At 71.7% G+C, this 18,082-nt stretch carries 13 protein-coding genes; 7 read left to right on the top strand and 6 right to left on the bottom strand.

Translation table 11 applies throughout. The features are described 5' to 3' along the window. Nucleotides 1–37: 37 nt before the first annotated feature. Nucleotides 38–247 (top strand): hypothetical protein, encoded by a 210-nt coding sequence (locus AB0C12_RS30005; RefSeq protein WP_360553193.1) that lies wholly within the window; start codon nucleotides 38–40, stop codon nucleotides 245–247. A 72-nt stretch (nucleotides 248–319) separates the two neighbouring features. On the opposite strand, the gene AB0C12_RS30000 is transcribed toward AB0C12_RS30005, so the two are convergent. Beyond that, nucleotides 320–694, bottom strand: a complete 375-nt coding sequence (locus tag AB0C12_RS30000; protein WP_360553192.1) for a cupin domain-containing protein — start codon at nucleotides 692–694, stop codon at nucleotides 320–322. Between the two features lie 75 nt (nucleotides 695–769). On the opposite strand from AB0C12_RS30000, the gene AB0C12_RS29995 reads away from it, so the two are divergent. The 5 genes from AB0C12_RS29995 to AB0C12_RS29975 all read left to right on the top strand — a co-directional run bounded on the left by AB0C12_RS29995 (nucleotide 770) and on the right by AB0C12_RS29975 (nucleotide 4,530). Next, nucleotides 770–1,213, top strand: coding sequence for a MarR family winged helix-turn-helix transcriptional regulator (locus tag AB0C12_RS29995; protein ID WP_360553191.1), 444 nt, complete (start codon nucleotides 770–772; stop codon nucleotides 1,211–1,213). A gap of 261 nt (nucleotides 1,214–1,474) precedes the next feature. Continuing rightward, a complete protein-coding gene (locus AB0C12_RS29990; protein ID WP_360553190.1) occupies nucleotides 1,475–1,795 on the top strand; it encodes a hypothetical protein in 321 nt (106 codons plus the stop codon). A 73-nt stretch (nucleotides 1,796–1,868) separates the two neighbouring features. Beyond that, nucleotides 1,869–3,149, top strand: a complete 1,281-nt coding sequence (locus tag AB0C12_RS29985; RefSeq protein ID WP_360553189.1) for a serpin family protein — start codon at nucleotides 1,869–1,871, stop codon at nucleotides 3,147–3,149. A gap of 29 nt (nucleotides 3,150–3,178) precedes the next feature. Continuing rightward, the gene (locus tag AB0C12_RS29980; protein ID WP_360553188.1) at nucleotides 3,179–3,994 is read left to right on the top strand and encodes a HEAT repeat domain-containing protein; all 816 of its coding nucleotides are present in this window, start codon (nucleotides 3,179–3,181) and stop codon (nucleotides 3,992–3,994) included. After that, on the top strand, nucleotides 3,991–4,530 hold the full coding sequence (locus tag AB0C12_RS29975) for an ATP-binding protein (protein ID WP_360553187.1): 540 nt from the start codon (nucleotides 3,991–3,993) through the stop codon (nucleotides 4,528–4,530). Before AB0C12_RS29980 ends, AB0C12_RS29975 begins: the two co-directional genes overlap by 4 nt. Nucleotides 4,531–4,623: 93 nt before the next feature. On the opposite strand, the gene AB0C12_RS29970 is transcribed toward AB0C12_RS29975, so the two are convergent. Then, nucleotides 4,624–5,448: a hypothetical protein gene (locus AB0C12_RS29970; RefSeq protein ID WP_360553186.1), complete on the bottom strand. Its 825-nt coding sequence runs from the start codon at nucleotides 5,446–5,448 to the stop codon at nucleotides 4,624–4,626. 299 nt (nucleotides 5,449–5,747) lie between these two features. Continuing rightward, the gene (locus AB0C12_RS29965) at nucleotides 5,748–6,368 is read right to left on the bottom strand and encodes a TetR/AcrR family transcriptional regulator (RefSeq protein ID WP_360553185.1); all 621 of its coding nucleotides are present in this window, start codon (nucleotides 6,366–6,368) and stop codon (nucleotides 5,748–5,750) included. A 52-nt stretch (nucleotides 6,369–6,420) separates the two neighbouring features. Here AB0C12_RS29965 and AB0C12_RS29960 point away from each other — a divergent pair, with 52 nt between their 5' ends. Then, entirely contained in the window at nucleotides 6,421–7,278 is an 858-nt protein-coding gene (locus tag AB0C12_RS29960) for a 2-dehydropantoate 2-reductase N-terminal domain-containing protein (RefSeq protein WP_360553184.1), read from the top strand. 769 nt (nucleotides 7,279–8,047) lie between these two features. Here AB0C12_RS29960 and AB0C12_RS29955 read toward each other — a convergent pair. From AB0C12_RS29955 to AB0C12_RS29945, 3 genes are all read right to left on the bottom strand, one after another. After that, nucleotides 8,048–10,570 carry a DNA topoisomerase IV subunit A gene (locus tag AB0C12_RS29955; RefSeq protein ID WP_360553183.1) on the bottom strand — a complete coding sequence of 841 codons (2,523 nt, stop codon included), beginning with the start codon at nucleotides 10,568–10,570 and terminating at the stop codon, nucleotides 8,048–8,050. 16 nt (nucleotides 10,571–10,586) lie between these two features. Continuing rightward, nucleotides 10,587–12,641, bottom strand: a complete 2,055-nt coding sequence (locus tag AB0C12_RS29950) for a DNA topoisomerase IV subunit B (protein ID WP_360553182.1) — start codon at nucleotides 12,639–12,641, stop codon at nucleotides 10,587–10,589. A gap of 107 nt (nucleotides 12,642–12,748) precedes the next feature. Then, nucleotides 12,749–18,019, bottom strand: a complete 5,271-nt coding sequence (locus tag AB0C12_RS29945; protein ID WP_360553181.1) for a diguanylate cyclase — start codon at nucleotides 18,017–18,019, stop codon at nucleotides 12,749–12,751. Nucleotides 18,020–18,082: the final 63 nt, after the last annotated feature.

Below are 18,082 nucleotides of genomic sequence, written 5' to 3'. Positions count from 1 at the left end.
TATCTCGCGGCCAGTCCCCACGACCTAGGAGCCCCCGATGCGCGCAGGATCAATCGGCGGAGTCATTCTCGTCATCTGGCTCGTCCTCGGCGCCGTCGCCGCGTTCGAGCGTGGTTACTTCAAGGACACCGGCGACGCCAGCTGTGCCGAGGCCGGCACGGTCGTCGTCACGGTGGTCGCCGGTCCGCTCAACTGGCTGGGTGTGAACCCGAAGATCACCTGCGACATCCCGGAGCCCTCGAAGTAGACCGCCCTTACCACTGCGGACGCCGCCGTCACCCTGCCCGGGGTGCCGGCGGCGTCCTGCTGTCCGTCGCGGTCAGCGCACCCAGGGCGGCCTGATCGACGAGCCGTCGGCCAGCGTCGCCTCGAGCCCCACCGTGGTCGTCACCCACGCGGTCGCCGGGGCACCCGAGGTGTTGTCCAGCGCGAAGCTCGCCCCGGCCGGCACGAAAACCACATCGCCGGAGCGCACCTCGGTGCCGGCGCCGTCGACGGTCGCCGTCAGCTCACCGCTCAGGACGAGAACGACCTCCTCGCGACTCACCCGGTGCGGCACGCCGGTCGTGCCCGCCCCGATCTCCAGCCGCCAGGCGCAGAGCTCGGTGCTGCCCGACGCCGGCGCGACGAAGGAATTGAAGGTGGCGCCGTGCAACCGATGTGCGACGGCGTCCTGCTCACGAATGACGGCCATGGTGAAGCCTCCCCAAGTAGTCAAGCTGCTTGACTAAATAGTCAAGCAGCTTGACCGATCTGTCAAACTCGTTCCGTGGACCGTGATCTCCTCGACCTGCCGGTGCTGCTGCTCAACGCGGCCGCCGCCCTGGTGGACGCCATCGACGCGGGCGTGCGCGCCCGCGGCTTCACCGACCTGCGCCCGGCGCACGGCTTCGCCTTCGCCCGCCTGTCCCACGACGGCGCGACGGTCGGCCAGCTCGCCGAGCACCTGAGCATGACCAAACAGGCGGCCAGCCAGCTGGTCGAAGAGCTCGTGACCAAGGGGTACGTGGAACGCCGCCCGCACCCGGCCGACGCCCGCGCCCGGCTGATCGTGCTGAGCCCGAAAGGCTGGGCGTGCACCCGGGCCGCCGACGAGGCCGCCATCGAGGTGCTGCGCCCGTGGGCGGACGCGCTCGGCCCGCACCGCCTGACCGCCCTGCGCGCCGACCTGTCCCGCATCGCCACCCCGGGCCGCCTGCGACCCATCTGGTGACCGCGCACCGATTACTTCGGGCGGCTGTCGCGGTCGGCCTCGGTCTGGACCGCCGCGCCGCGACGCCCGGACCAACGCCCAGACGCCCAGGCCGAGGGCAACCGGCCCGAGCGGCCAGATCACGATGGGGGTGCCCGGCGCGTCGAGGGCCGACCTGAACCCTTCGTGGCTTTGCTGAAGTTCGCTACCGTGAACGACGGATGACGCCTATCCGCTGGGCGGTGAGCGATGCGGCAGGAACTCCGGACACGAGCATCGAAGATGGCCGGTGGAGCCTTCACCGGGGCTGTCATGCTGACGATCGTGGCCTTCTCGGCTGCGGTGGCCGTCTTCATCTGGCAGGCGCTGAAACCGTACCGGTTACTGGTGGTGGACCTGTGGGAGCTCATCCCGCCCGGCGCTCGCGGCGAGGTCGGGCTGGGGCTCGCCATCATGGGCGGGATCCTGCTGATCCTCTTCGTCGTCCTGGCCGTCGTCAGCAAGGACACGCCCGCCGAGCCCGGCGGCGGCAGCAGCAGCCGCCGGAGCACGTCCGTCGGTGTCGACTTCGACGGGGCGGACATCGACGTCTCCGGCATGTAGCAAATATCGCTGGACTTCGATTTATTCGGCTGCGCCCTGGCGTGTCCGGACAGGACCGTTCTACCGTCGCCACATGGTGTCGCGTCGATCTGTCCTGCGGGCTCTGCCGCTCGCCACGGCCGCGTTGGTCGCCCCGAAACTTCCCGGCCGGTCGGCTGCGACGCCCGATCCGGCGCGCGTACCGCCCGATCCGGCTGCCGCTGACGGCGCCGCGATCGCCGTACGGGGCTTCACCGCCGACCTCTACCGTTCGCTGAGCTCGGCCGCGGGCGACAGCAACGTGGTGTGCTCGCCGTATTCGGTCGCGTTCGCCCTGGCCATGACCAGAGCGGGCGCCGGCTCCACCACCGCGGACGAGATGGACGCCGTGCTGCACGCGCCGCAGCCGCGTCCCGGCGCGCTGGACAGCGGTCTCAACACCGTCGATCAACTGCTGACGGGGCGGTACCAGGACGGGGACGGCATCAAACAGCCCAAGCTGGCCACGGCGAACGCCCTGTGGACGCGGCTCGGTCTCGACCTGAAGCCGGCTTTCCGGGACACGCTGACCGGCTACTACGGCGCGGCGGCCCACCCGGTCGACTTCCGGGGCGCGACGGACATGTCGCGTCAGGAGATCAACACCTGGGTGTCGGACCGGACCGACGCGAAGATCCCGGAGCTGTTGCCGTCCGGCTCGGTGAGCCCCGACACCACCCTGATCCTGACGAACACGACGTACCTGCGCGCGGCCTGGACGTACCCGTTCAGCGTCCCGGCGACCGTGGCGGCGCCGTTCACCCGTGATGACGGCCGGGTCGTCGAGGTGCCGATGATGCGCGGGCCGTTCGACACGATGGGATACCTCGAAGGGGACGGCTGGCGGGCGGTCGACGTGCCGTACGCCGGTGGCGGGCTGGCCATGGCCGTCGTCGTGCCGACCCGGGACGATCTCGCCGCGGTCGAAGCGCACCTGAGCGAGGAGTGGCTCGGGGCGCTGCTGCACGGGTTCCGGTTCGAGACGGTCCAGCTGCGGCTGCCGAAGTGGACGTTCCGGCTGCCGGCGCAGCTCGGCGGCGTACTGAGCGAGCTGGGTATGCCGACCGCGTTCTCGTCGCGGGCGGACTTCACCGGTATCAGCACCGAGCCGTCCCTGCGGATCGACGACGTGGCCCACGAGACCTTCATCGCCGTGGACGAGAAGGGCACCGAGGCGGCAGCGGCGTCGGCGGTCATCGTCCGGCCGCCGTCGATACCCCAGGGGCCGAGCTTCTTCGTCGACCGCCCGTTCCTCTACGTCATCCACGACCGGTCCAGCGGCGTGCCGCTGTTCATCGGCCGGGTCCACGACCCGCTGGTCACCGCCCCGGCCTGAGCGTCGGCCGGTTCGCGTATGGTCGGGCGGTGAATCCGGCTGACCTGCAGGGCCTGCGCGCGGGTGACCTCGAGACCCGCGAGGCACATGTGCACCGTCTGCTCGACCGGGCCAGGACGCAGGGTGACGAATCAGCCATCGCGGCGCTGCACGCGCTCGTCCGCGACTACCGGGATTTCCACCGGTCGTTGTATTCGCGGGCGATGAACCAGGCGGCCGTCTTCGCGGACAGCGCCCTGGCGGAGCCGTTGCTGGCCGCGCTCGCCGACACCCGCTACAACTGCCAGGCGTGGGCCGCCATGGGCTGCGCGGCGATGGACATCCGGGCCGCCGTACCGCAGCTGGTCACGCTCCTCGACCACTCGCAGTGGATCGTCCGGGGCGAAACGGTGACCGCACTCGGCCGGCTGGGCGACGCGTCGGTCGTACCGTCGCTGCGGCCGCTGCTCGGCGATGAGGCCGACTGGCTCCGCCAGCGAACCGCCGACGCCCTGGCCCGCATCGGCGGCGACGCGGCGCTGGAGGCCCTCTGGCAGGAGTTCGAGCACCGCCGCTTCCCCCGGATCGGCTACGTGGCCAGCACGCTGGCGTTGTTCGCGCCCGAGGTGGTGCCCCGGCTGCTGGCCGCGACCGAAAGTCCGGACCCGAATCAACGCTACTGGGCTGCCGTCGCGCTGGGCTCAACCGGCGACGACCGGGCGGCCCCTACCCTGGAACGACTGATGGCCACCGACCGCGGTGCAACCGTCTTCGACGGCGAAGTACGCGCTGCCGCCAAGAAGGCCCTGCGCACCCTGCGTCGCATCCAGACAGCCATCGCAGAACGAGAAAGCGCTGAAGCTTGAGCCGGCAACCGACGCTGTTTCTTACCGTGGGACTCCCTTGCGCGGGGAAAACGACTGCCGCCCGCCGCATCGAAAGCGAACAGCAAGCCCTGCGACTCACCAAGGACGAGTGGATCAAGGCCCTGTACGGGGAGGAGAATCCACCGGCGGCCGGCGACGTGATCGAGGGCCGGCTGATCCAGATCGGGCTGCGCGCCCTGGAACTGGGCAACAACGTCGTGATCGACTACGGCCTGTGGAGCCGGGACGAGCGCTCCGCGCTGCGCCAGGCAGCGGCGGACCGGGGCGCCACCGTGCAGATGTTGTACTTCGAAGTCTCGCCGGCCGAGCAGCGGCGACGGGCTGATCAGCGCCAGGCTGAAGCAGCCCACACGACCTGGCCCATGTCCGACGAGGAACTCACCGAGTGGGCCGCCAAGATCGAGATCCCCACCCGAGGCGAACTCGACGGCACCGAGCCCATCGGCCACCCCCCACCCGGCTTCCCGACCTGGGACGCCTGGCGCGCGCACCGCTGGCCCCCCGCAGTGCATTGATCCACCAACGCCGCGTTCCTGGGGCAGCACTGCGCTGATCGCACTGAACGCGCTGGATCCGAGCGCCGCCGCGTTGCCGGGCGGTTGGCGCGATCAGGTCAGCTCGCGGTAGGCCCGCAGCACGGCCTCGGTGCGTTCGGCGAGCTCAGAGCCGGCATCCGCCGAGATGTCCGGCCCCGCCGAGGTCAGCCGGGCCAGCGCCTCGTCGGCCTCCCGGGCCAGCGCTTCGATCTCCTGATCGCGGATCAGTTCCGCACCGGCCACCACAACCGCACGCAACGCCGCCAGCCGCTGGGCCACCTCGTCATCCAGCTCTGCCAACGTCGAGGTCGCCTTCGCCATCCGCGGCGCCAGCTCGAACGCACCGTCATGCCGGGCCAGCTCGGCGTGCAGCTCCCGGATCTCCTGCCGCCGCTCCAGCGCTCCGGCGAGATCGAACAACGCCTGCGCGAGCTGCCGCTCCGCCATGGGCACGTCGATGAGCGCCCCGAGCGCGGGCCACGTCTCCGACGTCCGCTGACACAGATCGATGGCGTCCGAGAACACTTGCCGTTCGCGGTCGTCGACGAGCACGTGATGCTGCGCGCGGTCACTCTCGAACCGGGGCGCCGAAATCACGCCGGGCCGGCGCCGCAAGCGGTACAGCACCGCCCCGCCACCGGCCGCGATCCCCGCCAGGACGAGAAGGCCGCCGACCAGGGCACCACCCAGCAGCATCAATCCGCCGACGATGCCGAAGAAGAGCGCGAACCCATACAGGAGGCCCTCGAAAGGCCCTCGATCGGCGGGTTCATCCGCGGGGGTGATCTCGACGACGCCGCCCCAGCCGAACGAAAGCCCTCGCCCACCGGCCACCTCGAGAGCAAGCCTGGACACGATGACCAGCTCATCGTCATGGGCCACATACAGGGACGGCATCGCCCTCGCTCCGCTCTCCAGTCAGCGGCCCACATCATCCCATGCCGGAGAACACCGGCCGAAGGCTGTCGTGCGCACACCGCTCACGGCTGGACCATCCGCGCCGGCCCGCACGGCGATATCCCCACCAGAACCGCAGCGCGACATTGGCGGCTCCAGGAGCACAACCTCCCCCTGAACCATCGCGCCGACCGGGTGGCCGACCACGAGCCACCGTTCCGGGGTGGCTTCCTCCGGTAGGTCGGCGGCCGGGAACGGCTCGTGGACGCGGTCACCGGCGCCGGAACGCCGACGCTGCGTCAGGTGCCGGTCGGTGGTGCGCTCATCGCCGCCGCCAGAAACGTGATCGCCCAGTCCCGGGCCGCCTCGCCCGACCCGGAGGTCGACGGGCGCTGGTTGTAGAGATTGACGCGGTCCACGGCGGTCACCGCGAGGATCCCGCGCAACCGGAACCACAGCTCCTCCGCGGGCAGGTCAGGCAGCGCGTGCCGGAAAGCGGCCACGAAACGGTCGCGAACCGTGTCCTCGGCCGGGCCGGTCCAGGCCCGGGTCTCCTCGGCCGGGTCGCTGAGGATGGTCACGATCAGCCGGGACGTCCGGGCGCCACTCTCGGCGCCGGCCGGCATCTCGTCGAACAGCGGCCCCACGAAGGCCGCGACCAGGTCGGCGACCGCCGGATCAGCCGTCCGGGCGAGCAACCGGTCGAGTCCGGCGGCCTGCGCCGCGTTGATCGGCTCGATCACCCGGCGGGCCACCGCGGCCAACAGCTCAGCCTTCGAGCCGAAGTGGTAGGCGACGGCGGCCAGATTCGCCCCGGCGCGGTCGGTGATCGCGCGGACCGAGGTCCCGCGGTAGCCGCGCTCGGCGAACAGGTGCTCGGCCGCATCGAGGAGCTGGGTGCGGGTGTCGATCGTAGCCACGTGTGCCACCATACAAACGTTTGATTAAAACGAGCGTTTGAAAGAGGCCGAGATGAAGATCCTCGTGTACGGCGCCGGTGTCCTCGGCACTCTGTATGCCGCCCGCCTGCACGAGGCCGGGCACGACGTTGCCCTGCTCGCCCGCGGCCGGCGCCTGGCCGCCCTGCGCGAGCACGGCGTGCTGATCGCCGAGGGCGACAACCCAGCGGTACGGCGGGTGCCGGTGCCGATCGTCGACAAGCCGTCCAACGGGTACGACCTGATCACCGTCTTCGTCCGCACCCACCAGGTCGACGCGGTGCTGGAGTCGCTGGCCGCCGTCGACGGCGACGTGCTGTTCCTGCTCAACTGGGCGGCCGGAGCAGAACCGCTGGCCGCGATACTGGGCCCCGAGCGCGTACTGCTCGGCTTCCCCAATGCCGGCGGAACAATGGACGGCGACGTGGTCCGCTACCGCGCGACCAGCCTGCTGAACCGACTGGTCCCGATGACGATCGGCGGCACCCACCCGCGCTCGGAACGCATCATGCAGGCGTTCCGCACGGCCGGGATCCGAGCCAGGGCCGAGCCGCACATGGACGCCTGGCTCACCACGCACGCCGCATTCGAAATACCCCTCAGCCGAGCCGCGCACGCAGCCGGCGGCCCAACCGCACTGGCCGCCGACCCGGAAGCGGTCCGCATCATGCTCCACCAGATCCGAGAGAACCTGTCCACCCTGCCAACTCCGCCGGTCCCACGCGCCTTCACCGCACTGAAAGCACTGCCGGAAGCCCTCCTCGTGCCCCTGCTACGAAGCTTCCTACGCAGCCGAACGGCTGTCCAAAGCGGCCTGAGCGACACCACCGCAACCGCAACCGCCGAACACAACCGCCTGACCAACCAACTACAAAGCCGCGCCAAGCGATAACCCGAACACCGAAGGAAAGCCAAACCCCGCACCCGCCTCAACTCGCCCATCGAACATGCAGCTGAAGCACGCCCGGAAACACGGACCAAACGCGACTGGCCATGGATCGCGAGACAAGCCGAAGCGAGCCAAGCCGCGCCAGAGGGCGCGTCGCAGAAGAGGCGGCATAGCTGACGAAACAAGGCAACACGAGACGCCTCAAGCATCAAGGCGCACCTGAAAAAGTCAGCGCCACAAGACAAAGCCGGAACGACCGCGGAACGAGACAAGACAAGGCGAATCACGCATCCAGGCACCCCAAGGCAAGGCCAGGACCGACCGCGAGACGAGGCAAGGCAGGACGGATTACGCGTCGAGGTAAGGCGAAGCGGGTTACGCGTCGAGGCGCGCCTAGAAGTCAGCAGCCCCTCGAGGCGAAGCCGGGATGGACTGCGGATCAACGCGCGCCCGAAGATGCGTTGCGCATCAAAGTGCGGTCGGGGTAGACCCCCACCCTCCCGCACCGCAACCGGCGAGGTGCGTACGCAAGACCCACCACTCAGGCCGGCCTGCCCGACAAAATCCCCGCCAAGAACCACAGCGCGGCAGCCAGACCCCTCACCGCAAGGGGATCACCCAGAAAGCGCGGCAACCAGCGACGAGCAACCAAATCCCGGCCGGACCAGGAAACCATGCAAGGTTGGGGGCCGGGGTGACCAAGAACGGCATAAATGCTCCTCAAGCCGATCTTGGTCACCCCGGCCCCCAACCGTCCAACCGCAAGAAAAAATCAACCCCGCTCGATCAAATGCCCAACAATCTGAGGCCCCATGAGCACAGCCTCCCCAGACCCATCCCGCCGACCATCAACCGAAGGAAGCTCAACAGGATCCCCGGTAGCACTGGCCCCAACCGGCCGAGGCCCGACCCAGGCAACCACCAGAGCGGTCTCCCCCTTGAGGAACCGCTGAACCCGAACCCCACCGGTAGCCCGCCCCTTGGCCGGATACAACCCGAACGGCGTGACCTTCACCTGAGTGCCGGTCGAGGTGACCACCATCGGCTCACCATGCTGCGGATCCGTCGTGTTCACCACGTTGAACGACACAGCCTCGGCCCCGGACGACAGGTTCATCCCGGCCATGCCACCGCCCTTGAGCCCCTGCGGCCGCACCAGTTTGGCCGGGAAGCGGAGCAGCGACGCGTCCGAGGACACGAAGGCCAGCGACTCCGCGCCGTCGGTCAGCCACGTCGCCCCCAGCAGCTCGTCGCCGTCCTTGAGGGTGATGACTTCGAACTCGTCCGAGCGGACCGGCCATTCCGGCGCGCAGACCTTGACCACGCCCTGCCGGGTGCCCATGGCCAGGCCGGGTGAGCCGGACGCGCCGAGCGGGGCCAGGCCGACGACCTTCTCCCCCGGCTCCAGCGGGATCAGCTCCGAGGCCGACATGCCGCCACGCACCGAAACCGTGCCGGACTGCTCGGGCAACACCGGCAGGGGCAGCACGTCCACCTTGAACGCCCGCCCGGTGCTCGTCACGAGCAGCACGCGGCCCCGGGCGGTGGAGTGGACAACCGAGCGGACCGCGTCGTGCTTGACCCGTCCGCTGCGGCGCCGGCCCTCGGTCGCCTCTTCGCTTTCCGCCGCCGTGCGGGCGATGAGGCCGGTCGCGGAGAGGATCACCTGGCAGGGGTCGTCGGCCACCTCGAGCGGACCGGCCGGCGCGGACGCCGCCAGCACCTCCTTGAGGTCGCCGTCGATCAGCGTGGTGCGCCGGGCGACGCCGAACTCCGAGGCCACCTCGGCCAGCTCGTCCGAGACGACCTGCTTGAGGACGTCGTCGTTGTCCAGGATCCGGCTGAGCTCCGCGATCTCGCCGCGCAGTCGTTCCTGCTCGGTCTCCAGCTCGATGCGGTCGAAGCGGGTGAGCCGGCGCAGCGGGGTGTCCAGGATGTACGTGGCCTGGATGTCGCTGAGCCCGAACTCGCTCATCAGGCCCGCCTTGGCCGCCGCGGCGTCGTCGCTGCCGCGGATGATGGCGACCACCCGGTCGATGTCGATCAGGGCGATGAGCAGGCCGTCGACCAGGTGCAGGCGGTCCTGGCGCTTGGTCCGGCGGTGCGTGGTCCGCCGGGTGACCACCTCGTAGCGGTGGGCCAGGAACACCTCGAGCAGCGCCTTGAGGCCCAGCGTCCGCGGCTGGCCGTCGACCAGCACCAGGTTGTTGATGCCGAAGGACGACTCCAGCGGGGTCAGCCGGTAGAGGTCGGCCAGCAGGGCCTGCGGGTTGACGCCGACCTTGCACTCGATGACCAGCCGGATGCCGTGCTCGCGGTCGGTGAGGTCCTTGACGTCGGCGATGCCCTGGAGCCGGGCCGGCTGGCGCTGACCCTTGCGCGGGCCCGAGGTGATGAGCTTGCCCTTCACCTCGTCGGTGATCGCCTCGATGATCTTCTCGGTGCCGACGCCGTACGGGAGCTGGACGACGGTGATCGCCTGGCGGCCGCGACCGCCCTCCAGCGGGCCGGTCTGCGCGCGGGCCCGCATGCGCACCACGCCACGGCCGGTCTCGTACGCCCGGCGGACCTCGTCGAGGCCGAGCAGCTGCCCGCCGGTGGGCAGGTCGGGGCCGGGCACGAAGCGCATGAGCGTGTCGAGGTCGGCCTCGGGGTCGGTGATCAGGTGGCGGGCCGCCGTGACGACCTCACCCAGGTTGTGCGGGATCATGTTGGTCGCCATGCCGACGGCGATCCCGGACGTGCCGTTGACCAGCAGGTTGGGGAAGGCCGCGGGCAGCACCTTGGGCTCGAGCTCGGAGCCGTCGTAGTTGGGCTTGAAATCGACCGTGCCCTCGCCGAGCTCGCCGACCAGCAGCATCGCCTCGCGGGACATCCGGGCCTCGGTGTATCGCGAGGCGGCCGGGCCGTCGTCGGGCGAGCCGAAGTTGCCGTGCCCGTCGATCAGCGGCGCGTTGAGCGAGAAGTCCTGGGCCAGGCGCACCATCGCGTCGTAGATCGCCAGGTCACCGTGGGGGTGGTAGCGACCCATCACGTCACCGACCACGCGGGCGGACTTGACGTAGGCCCGGTCGGGGCGGTGGCCCTGCTCCTGCATCGACCACAGGATGCGGCGGTGCACCGGCTTGAGGCCGTCACGGGCGTCCGGCAGGGCGCGCGAGTGGATGACCGAGTAGGCGTACTCCAGGTAGGAGTCCTCGACCTCGGTGGTGAGCGGGTTGTCGATGACCCGGGCGCCGGCCTGGTCGAAGGCCGACAGGTCCACCCGGGACTGCTCGTTTCTGCGGCGTGCCATGTTGGAAAACAGCCTCTCAGGCGTCGATCGTTTCCTGGTCGATGCGGCCGGCGGCCTCGATCAGCCAGTTCTTGCGCGGCTCGACCCGCTCACCCATCAGCAGCTCGAGGGTGGCCTCGGCCCGCTCGGCGTCGGTCAGCGTGATCCGCCGGACGGTGCGGGTGGCCGGGTTCATCGTGGTGTCCCACAGCTCGTCGGCGTCCATCTCGCCGAGGCCCTTGAACCGGCTCACCGGCGCGACCGACTTGCCGGCGCGCTCCAGCCGGGTCAGCGCGGCCTCCATCTCCTGCTGGGTGTACGTGAAGATGGTCTCGGCGTTGCGGCCCTTGGTGGTGATCTTGTGCAGCGGCGGCATCGCGGCGAACAGCCGGCCCTCCTCGATCACCGGGCGCATGTACTTGGCGAAGAGGGTGATCAGCAGGGTGCGGATGTGTGAGCCGTCGACGTCCGCGTCCGCCATGATCATGACGCGGCCGTAGCGCATCGTGCTCATGTCGAAGGTGCGGCCGGAGCCGGCCCCCAGCACCTGCACGATGGCCGAGCACTCCACGTTGTCCAGGACCTGTTGCAGGCTGGCCTTCTGCACGTTGAGGATCTTGCCGCGGATCGGCAGCAGGGCCTGGTATTCGGAGCTGCGGGCCATCCGGGCGGTGCCGAGCGCGCTGTCACCCTCGACGATGTAGAGCTCGCTGCGGCCGATGCCGGTGGAGCGGCAGTCGACCAGCTTGGGCGGCATGGACGCGCCCTCGAGCGCGGTCTTGCGGCGAGCCGCGTCCTTCTGCTGCTTCTGGGTCAGGCGGACCCGGGCGGCGTCGACGACCTTCTGCAGGACCGTGCGGGCCTCGCTCTTGGTGCGCCGGTCGTCGATCCAGGCCTTGAGGTGCTGCTCGACCAGGGTCTGCAGCACCCGGGTGATGCCGGCGGTGGAGAGCTCGTCCTTGGTCTGCGAGGTGAACTGCGGCTCGGGCACCCGCACGTGGATCACCGCGGTCATGCCCTCCAGCAGGTCGTCCAGGACCGGCACGTCCTCCTTGGGCTTGAGCAGGCCGCGGGCGTTGCGGATGGCGTCGCTCAGGGCCCGGGTCAGGGCCCGCTCGAAGCCCTTGCGGTGGGTGCCGCCGTGCACGTTGCGGATGGTGTTGGTGAAGCACTCCACCGTGCGGTCGTAGCCGGTGCCCCAGCGGAACGCGACCTCGACCTGGGCCTTGCGCTCGACGTTGGACTGCATGACGCCGTTGGCGTCGGCCGCGTTCTCCTTGTAGGTGCCCTCGCCGGCGACCATCAGGATCCCCGAGACGGGCTTGTCACCGGCCGGGGTGAGGAACTCCACCATGTCGGTCAGTCCGTGCGGATAGTGGAACTTCTCCTCGGCCGGCTCCTCGCCCGTGTGGTCGCGCAGCACGTACGCCACGCCGGGGACCAGGAACGCGGTGTTGCGCAGCTTGGCCCGCACCACGTCGACGTCGAGCCGGGCGCCGGTCTCGAAATACCGCGCGTCGTACCAGTAGCGGATCGAGGTGCCGGTGCGCTCGCCACGCTTCATCTTGCGCACCACGCGCAGGCCGCTCTGCGACTGGAAGGGTGCGTCCGGGCCGGGGCCGGCGAACACACCGGGCACGCCGCGCTGGAAGGACAGCTCGTGCACCTTGCCGTCGCGCCGGACCGTCACGTCGAAGCGCAGGGACAGCGCGTTGACCGCGGAGGCGCCGACACCGTGCAGGCCGCCGGAGGTCTTGTAGCCCGAGCCGCCGAACTTGCCACCGGCATGCAGCCGGGTGAGCACCAGCTCGACGCCGTTGAGGCCGGACTTGGCGTTGATGTCGGTCGGGATGCCGCGGCCGTCGTCGTCGACCTGCACCGAGCCGTCGGCGTGCAGGGTCACCTCGACGTGCTCGGCGTGGCCGCCGACGCCCTCGTCGGTGGCGTTGTCGAGGATCTCGTTGGCGAGGTGGTTGACGCCCCGGCTGTCGGTGGAACCGATGTACATACCCGGCCGCTTGCGGACCGCATCGAGTCCTTCGAGGTGCGTGAGGTCATCAGCCCCGTAGAGGATCTCTGGTTGCGCAGTCACGAGGTATTACTCCCGGCAGTGGCAGCTGTCAACGACGCGGCGAGCCTACCGGGCACCTCTGACGAGTTTCGTGAGGCCGACCGTGAGCTGGTCTCCTTAACACACGACTAAAGGGGCAAATACTCCGGGTCGTGAGCCACAACACGATTCCGGCCGGCCTGTTTGGCCGCGTAGAGGCCGGCGTCGGCCCGCCCGAGCAGGGTGTCCGGGGTCGGGTCGCTGGGGCGCAGCCGGGCCAGGCCGACGCTGATGGTCACCGGGATCGGCCCGGAGCGGGTGTCGACCGGCGTGCCGGCCACCGCGGCCCGCAGCTCCTCGGCCAGCTCGGCCCCGGCCGAGTCGACGCCGGGCAGCAGCACCGCGAACTCCTCACCGCCGTACCGGGCGACCAGGCCGTCGGCCGGCAGGCCGCCGAGCAGGCGCTGGACCACACCCTTGATCACGTCGTCGCCGACCTGGTGGCCGTGCGCGTCGTTGATCCGCTTGAAGTGGTCGATGTCGACCATGAGCGCGGTGACCGGCCCGTCCGCCGCCCGCGCGGCGGCCAGCGAGCGCTCGGCGAGCTCGAAGAACCGCCGCCGGTTGGCGACGCCGGTCAGGCTGTCGGTGGTGGCCAGCTCGTTCACCCGGCTGAACAGCCGGGCGTTGTCGAAGGCGACCATGCCCTGACCCACCAGCGCCGCGGCCAGCCCCAGGTCGGCCGCCGCGTACGCGCCCGGCCGGTCGGACGCCAGCACCAGCACGCCCAGGGCCCCGTTGCGGTCGTCGAGGGTGACGGTGAGCCAGCTCTGCCCGGTCGAGTCCTCGAAGGCGCCGGCCCAGGGCGGCGTACCGTTGATCATGTCGGCCTGCCGGTTGTCCAGCAGCCCCCGCAGGTCGGGGTGCTCGGCCAGGGCGAGCTGCACCGGGGCCGGCCCGCCGAGCACGGTGATCTCCTCCGAGTCGGAGGTGCCGAGCAGCAGCCAGCCGCGGTTCGCGCCGGGCGTCTGCCGGGCGGTCAGCAGCAGCCGGCGCAGCACCAGCTGCGGGTCCAGCGTGCCGGTGAGCCGGGCCATCGCGCGGCGCAGGGTCTCGGCGAGGTCGCGCTGACGGTTGGCGGCGGCCACCGCCACCTCCAGCTGGGCGGCCCGGGCCGTCTCCAGGCCGACCGCGATGTGGTGGGTGATGGCGGTCAGCACGTCGGCGTCGTCCACGGTGAAGACGCCCTTGGCGACCCGGCTGTCCAGGTAGACCACGCCGAGCAGGCGGTCGTCGAGCTCCAGCGGGGCGACCAGGATGCTGCGCAGGCCGTACTGGACCACGCTCTGCGCGCCCAGTGCCTCGCCCTGCTCGGTGCCGGTGACCACGAGGGGCTCGCGGCTGTGCCGGACCTTGTCGACGACGGTGGCGCTGTAGCCGGTCAGCTCGGCGACGTCGCGGCCGCTCGAGTCGCGGCCCACGAACGGGGCCAGCACCTGGGTCTCGGGGTCCATCAGGAACAGGATGGCGCGTTCGGCGCCGAGCAGGCGGGTGGTCTCGTCCAGGGCGACGCGGGTCAGCCGGTCCGGGTCGATGACCCGGCTGGCGGCCAGACTGAGCTGCTCCAGGGCAGCCCAGCGCTGGCCGGCCCGGCCGCGGGCGGCCACCACCGGTACGCGGTTGCGGCGCCCGGCGTCGAGGCGGAACTCGGCGGCCACCCGGCGGGCCCGGTGCGGCCAGCCACGGTCCTCGGCGATCCCGGCGGCCATCCGTGCCTGCCGGTCGGCCTCCCCGGTGCTACCGATGGCGGCGAGCGCGCGGGCGCGTACCAGGGCGGCCTCGAAAGCCGGCAGCGGCGCGTCGACCTGGCGCAGCAGGGGCTCGGCCTTGGCCAGCAGGTCCAGCGCGGCCACGCTGCGCGCCGGGTCCAGGGCGAGCAGCGCCGCACGGGCGATCCGGTGGTGCGCGGCCACGACGGGCCGGCGGGTGACCCGGCCGAGAGCGGAGACAGCCGCCGCGGCGACGGCGACCGCGGTGTCACGGTCGGCCGGCGCGGCCCGGCGGGCCTGCTCCAGCCGGCCGTACGCCAGGTAGACGTAGTAGCAGTGCTGGGCGGGCAGCACGTCGAGCGGTCGCAGCCGGAGGCTCTCGAAGTCCGCGACGGCGTCGTCGAAGGCGCCCTCGAGGTCGTCGCGTTCGATGGCGGACAGCATCCGGGCGATGATCGTGTCGACGACCTCGTGGATCTCCTTGGGCCCGTCCCCGGCCCGGGCGAGCGTGCTGATCGCCTCGCCGGCCCGGCCGCGCATGGCCAGCAGCCCGGCGTCGACGGCCAGCACGGCACTGCGGTCGGCGTTGCCGCCGCCCTCGAGCCAGCGTTGCCGGCCCGGGCGGGCCGCCTCGGCCTCGGTGATCTCGCCGCACAGCAGCCAGTCCCAGCCGAGGACGGCGTAACAGTCGAGGATCAGCCCGACGTCGAGGAAGCGGTCGCGTTCGGCCAGCACCTGGCGCACCCGCTCGCCGGAGTCGGCGCCGCTGCCGTGCACCGCGATGGCGGTCATCCAGTCGATACGGGCGAGCAGGGTGGGGTCGCCGAACTCGTGGGCCTGCCGGACGGCGGCCGCGGTGATCCGGTCGGAGGTCCGCTGCAGTCCCAGCATCCGCAGGGCGAGGGTGAGGCCGACGAGGTCGCGGGCCCGTTCCGGGGTCCGGCCGAGCCGGCTCGTCGGGTGGATGAACCGCAGCCCGTAGAGCAGTGACCGCAGCGGGCGCAGGGTGCGCACGCTGCCGGAGCCGCCGTAGTGGTACAGCGTCGTCTGCAGCCGCAGCCGCTCGCGGTAGGCGCCCTTGGCGGTGCCGTAGCCGAGCCGGGTGACGCCGATCAGGCAGCCCACGAAGAACAGCCACATGCCGGTGAGCGCGGCCAGGACCGGGTTGCGCGGCAGCGGGCGGCCCAGCTCGGCCAGGCCCTGCTCGACCGCGCGGACCTGCGCCGCACCACCCCAGTTGCTCTCGTGCACGCGGGCCAGGTGCAGGTGCAGGTGGGCCCGCGCGATCCGGTCGGTGGTCCCCTCCAGGGCGGTGGTCAGGGCGGCGATCGCCTCGTCGAAGCGGCCGTTCTGGTGGTACGCGACACCGAGCAGCTGGTGGAACTCACTGTCCACGGTCAGCCCGCCGGTCTCGGCAGCCTCCGCGGCGTACTCCAGGAAGGTCAGCGCCGTGTCGGGGGCGTGCTCGGCCAGCGCCCGGGCTCCGGCGGCCTGTCCCGCGCGCAGCATCCGGGCCGGCTCGTAGGAGGGGTCGCCGAGCGCGCAGTGCCGGGCGAGGACGTACACGTCGGCGCCTTCGTGGTCGAGCACGTCGGCGATGCGCTGGTGCAGCCGGCGTACCTCGTCGTCGGGCAGGCCGTCGATCAGCGCGAGGCGGATGCTGTCGTGCACGAACCGCACGGTGCCCTCGCGGTGCTCGACGAGGCCGCGGCGGGCGGCGTCGGAGAGGACGTCGAGGACCCGGCGGCGGCCGACACCGGCCACCTCGGCGACCAGGCCGGGGGCGAAGGTGGCGCCGATGACGCCGGCGAGCTGCAACAGCCGGCGGTTCTCCGGGGCCAGCGTGCCCATCCGGCGCAGCAGCAGCTGGGCGGAGTCGGCCGGCAGGGCCAGCTCCTGCACGCCGGCGGTGTCCACCCGCCAGACGCCCCAGTCGGGGGTCAGCAGGCCGGCGTCGATGACCGCCCGGGCATAACCGATCGTCGCGAACGGGTTCCCGCCGGTCAGCACGGCGATCGCGGTGGCCCCGCGCTCGTCGATCCGGACCCCGCCGGACAGGGAGCTGATCAGGTCACCGACCGCCGCGGCGCTCAGCGGCGCCAGCGTGATGTCGGTGTCGGGGCCGGGCTGGAGGCGGTTCAGGACCATGGCGGCCGCGGGCGCGCCCTCGTCGTCGTTGCGGGCGGTGGCCACCACGAGCAGCGGCACCCCGGTGAGCCCGGCGGCGAGCTGCTCGAGCACCCGGACGGTGCCGTCGTCGAACCACTGCACGTCGTCGAGGTGCAGCAGCACCGGGCCGGTCGTCCGGGCCAGGCCGGTGAGCAGGTCGGCGACGGCGGCCGAGTGCCGCTCCAGGCCGATCTCGGCGGCCACGCCGGGCACGCCGAGCGCGTCGGCCAGCGCCGGCGACAGGCTGGTCACCAGGCCGGCCCCCTGCCCGGCGGCGGAGCGCAACAGCTTGCCGGCGGCGGCAGCGCCACCGGGGCGGCGCAGCAGAGCCCGGACGTACGCGTCCACAGCCGCCCGCAGCGGCGCCATCGGCCGGCGGTCGCTGGGTGAGGCCGTACTCCGCAGCACGGTGCCGCCGGCCGCCACGACCAGCTCGCCCAGCTCGGCGGCCAGCCGGGTCTTGCCGCTGCCGGTGCTCCCGTGCAGCACAGCGATGCCACCACGGCCGGCCGCGGCCGCACTCCAGCGCTCCCGCAGAGTGCTGAACTCGGAGTCGCGTCCGGTCAGCGGAGCGGTGGCCAGGGGAACCGGGCCGTCCTGCTCCCCGAGCGGGAACACCGCGGCCGGGTCGTCATCGAGCCGCCGCAGGTCGGCCAGCAGGCCCGCGGCGCTCTGGTAACGGTCGTCAGGGTCCTTGGCCAGCAGCCGGACGATGATCGCGGCGAAGGCGGCGCCCAGGCCGGGGGCCAGGGCCCGGGGATCCGGTACGGGCGCGGTGGCGTGCAGGTGCAGCAGCTCGCCGACGTCCCCCGCGGCGAACGGCGGCGCCCCGGTGACGCACTCGAAGAGCACCGCACCCAGGGCGTACAGGTCGGAGCGGCCGTCGACGGGCCGGTTGAGCATGCCGCTCTGCTCGGGCGGGCTGTAGAGCAGCGTGCCCGCGACCGGCTCCTCGGTGATCCCGGCGCCGGCCGAGACCCGGGTGGCCAGCCCGAAGTCGACCAGTCCGGCGCCGCCGTCCGGGCCGACGACGATGTTGTCCGGCTTGACGTCACGGTGCACCAGGTCGTGGGCGTGGGCCGCCGCCAGGGCGCCGGCGATGTCGGTGGCGATCCGGACGGCCACGGCCTCGCGGACCGGGCCCCGGGCCAGGCGGGCGGTCAGCGGTTCGCCCGGGAGCAGATCCATGATCACGTACGGCCGGCCGCCGGCCGTACCGGTCTTGTGCACGCGGGGCAGCCCCGGGCTGTCGACGGCGGCCAGCAGCGCGCACTGGCGGCGGAACTCGCGTACGCCCTCGTTGCTCGCGGCGATGGTGTCGCGCAGGAGCCTGAGGGCGTACTCCCGGCCCCGCAGGCGTACCCGGTGCACGACCGCCTGGGTGCCGCGGCCCAGCTCGCCCAGCACTTCGAGCCCGGCGGCGTCGCCGGGCTCGAGCTGCAGCAGGGCCGGCTCAGCCGGCGGAGAAGGCGTGGCACCCACGTTGCCTTTATCGGCCCAGGTCGTCCCCGCTGAAGGATTGGGTCCCGGCGGATCTGCCGGCCG

Source organism: Actinoplanes sp. NPDC048967, assembly GCF_040649415.1.
Classification (GTDB): domain Bacteria; phylum Actinomycetota; class Actinomycetes; order Mycobacteriales; family Micromonosporaceae; genus Actinoplanes.
This window is presented reverse-complemented; position numbering and strand designations above follow the sequence as displayed.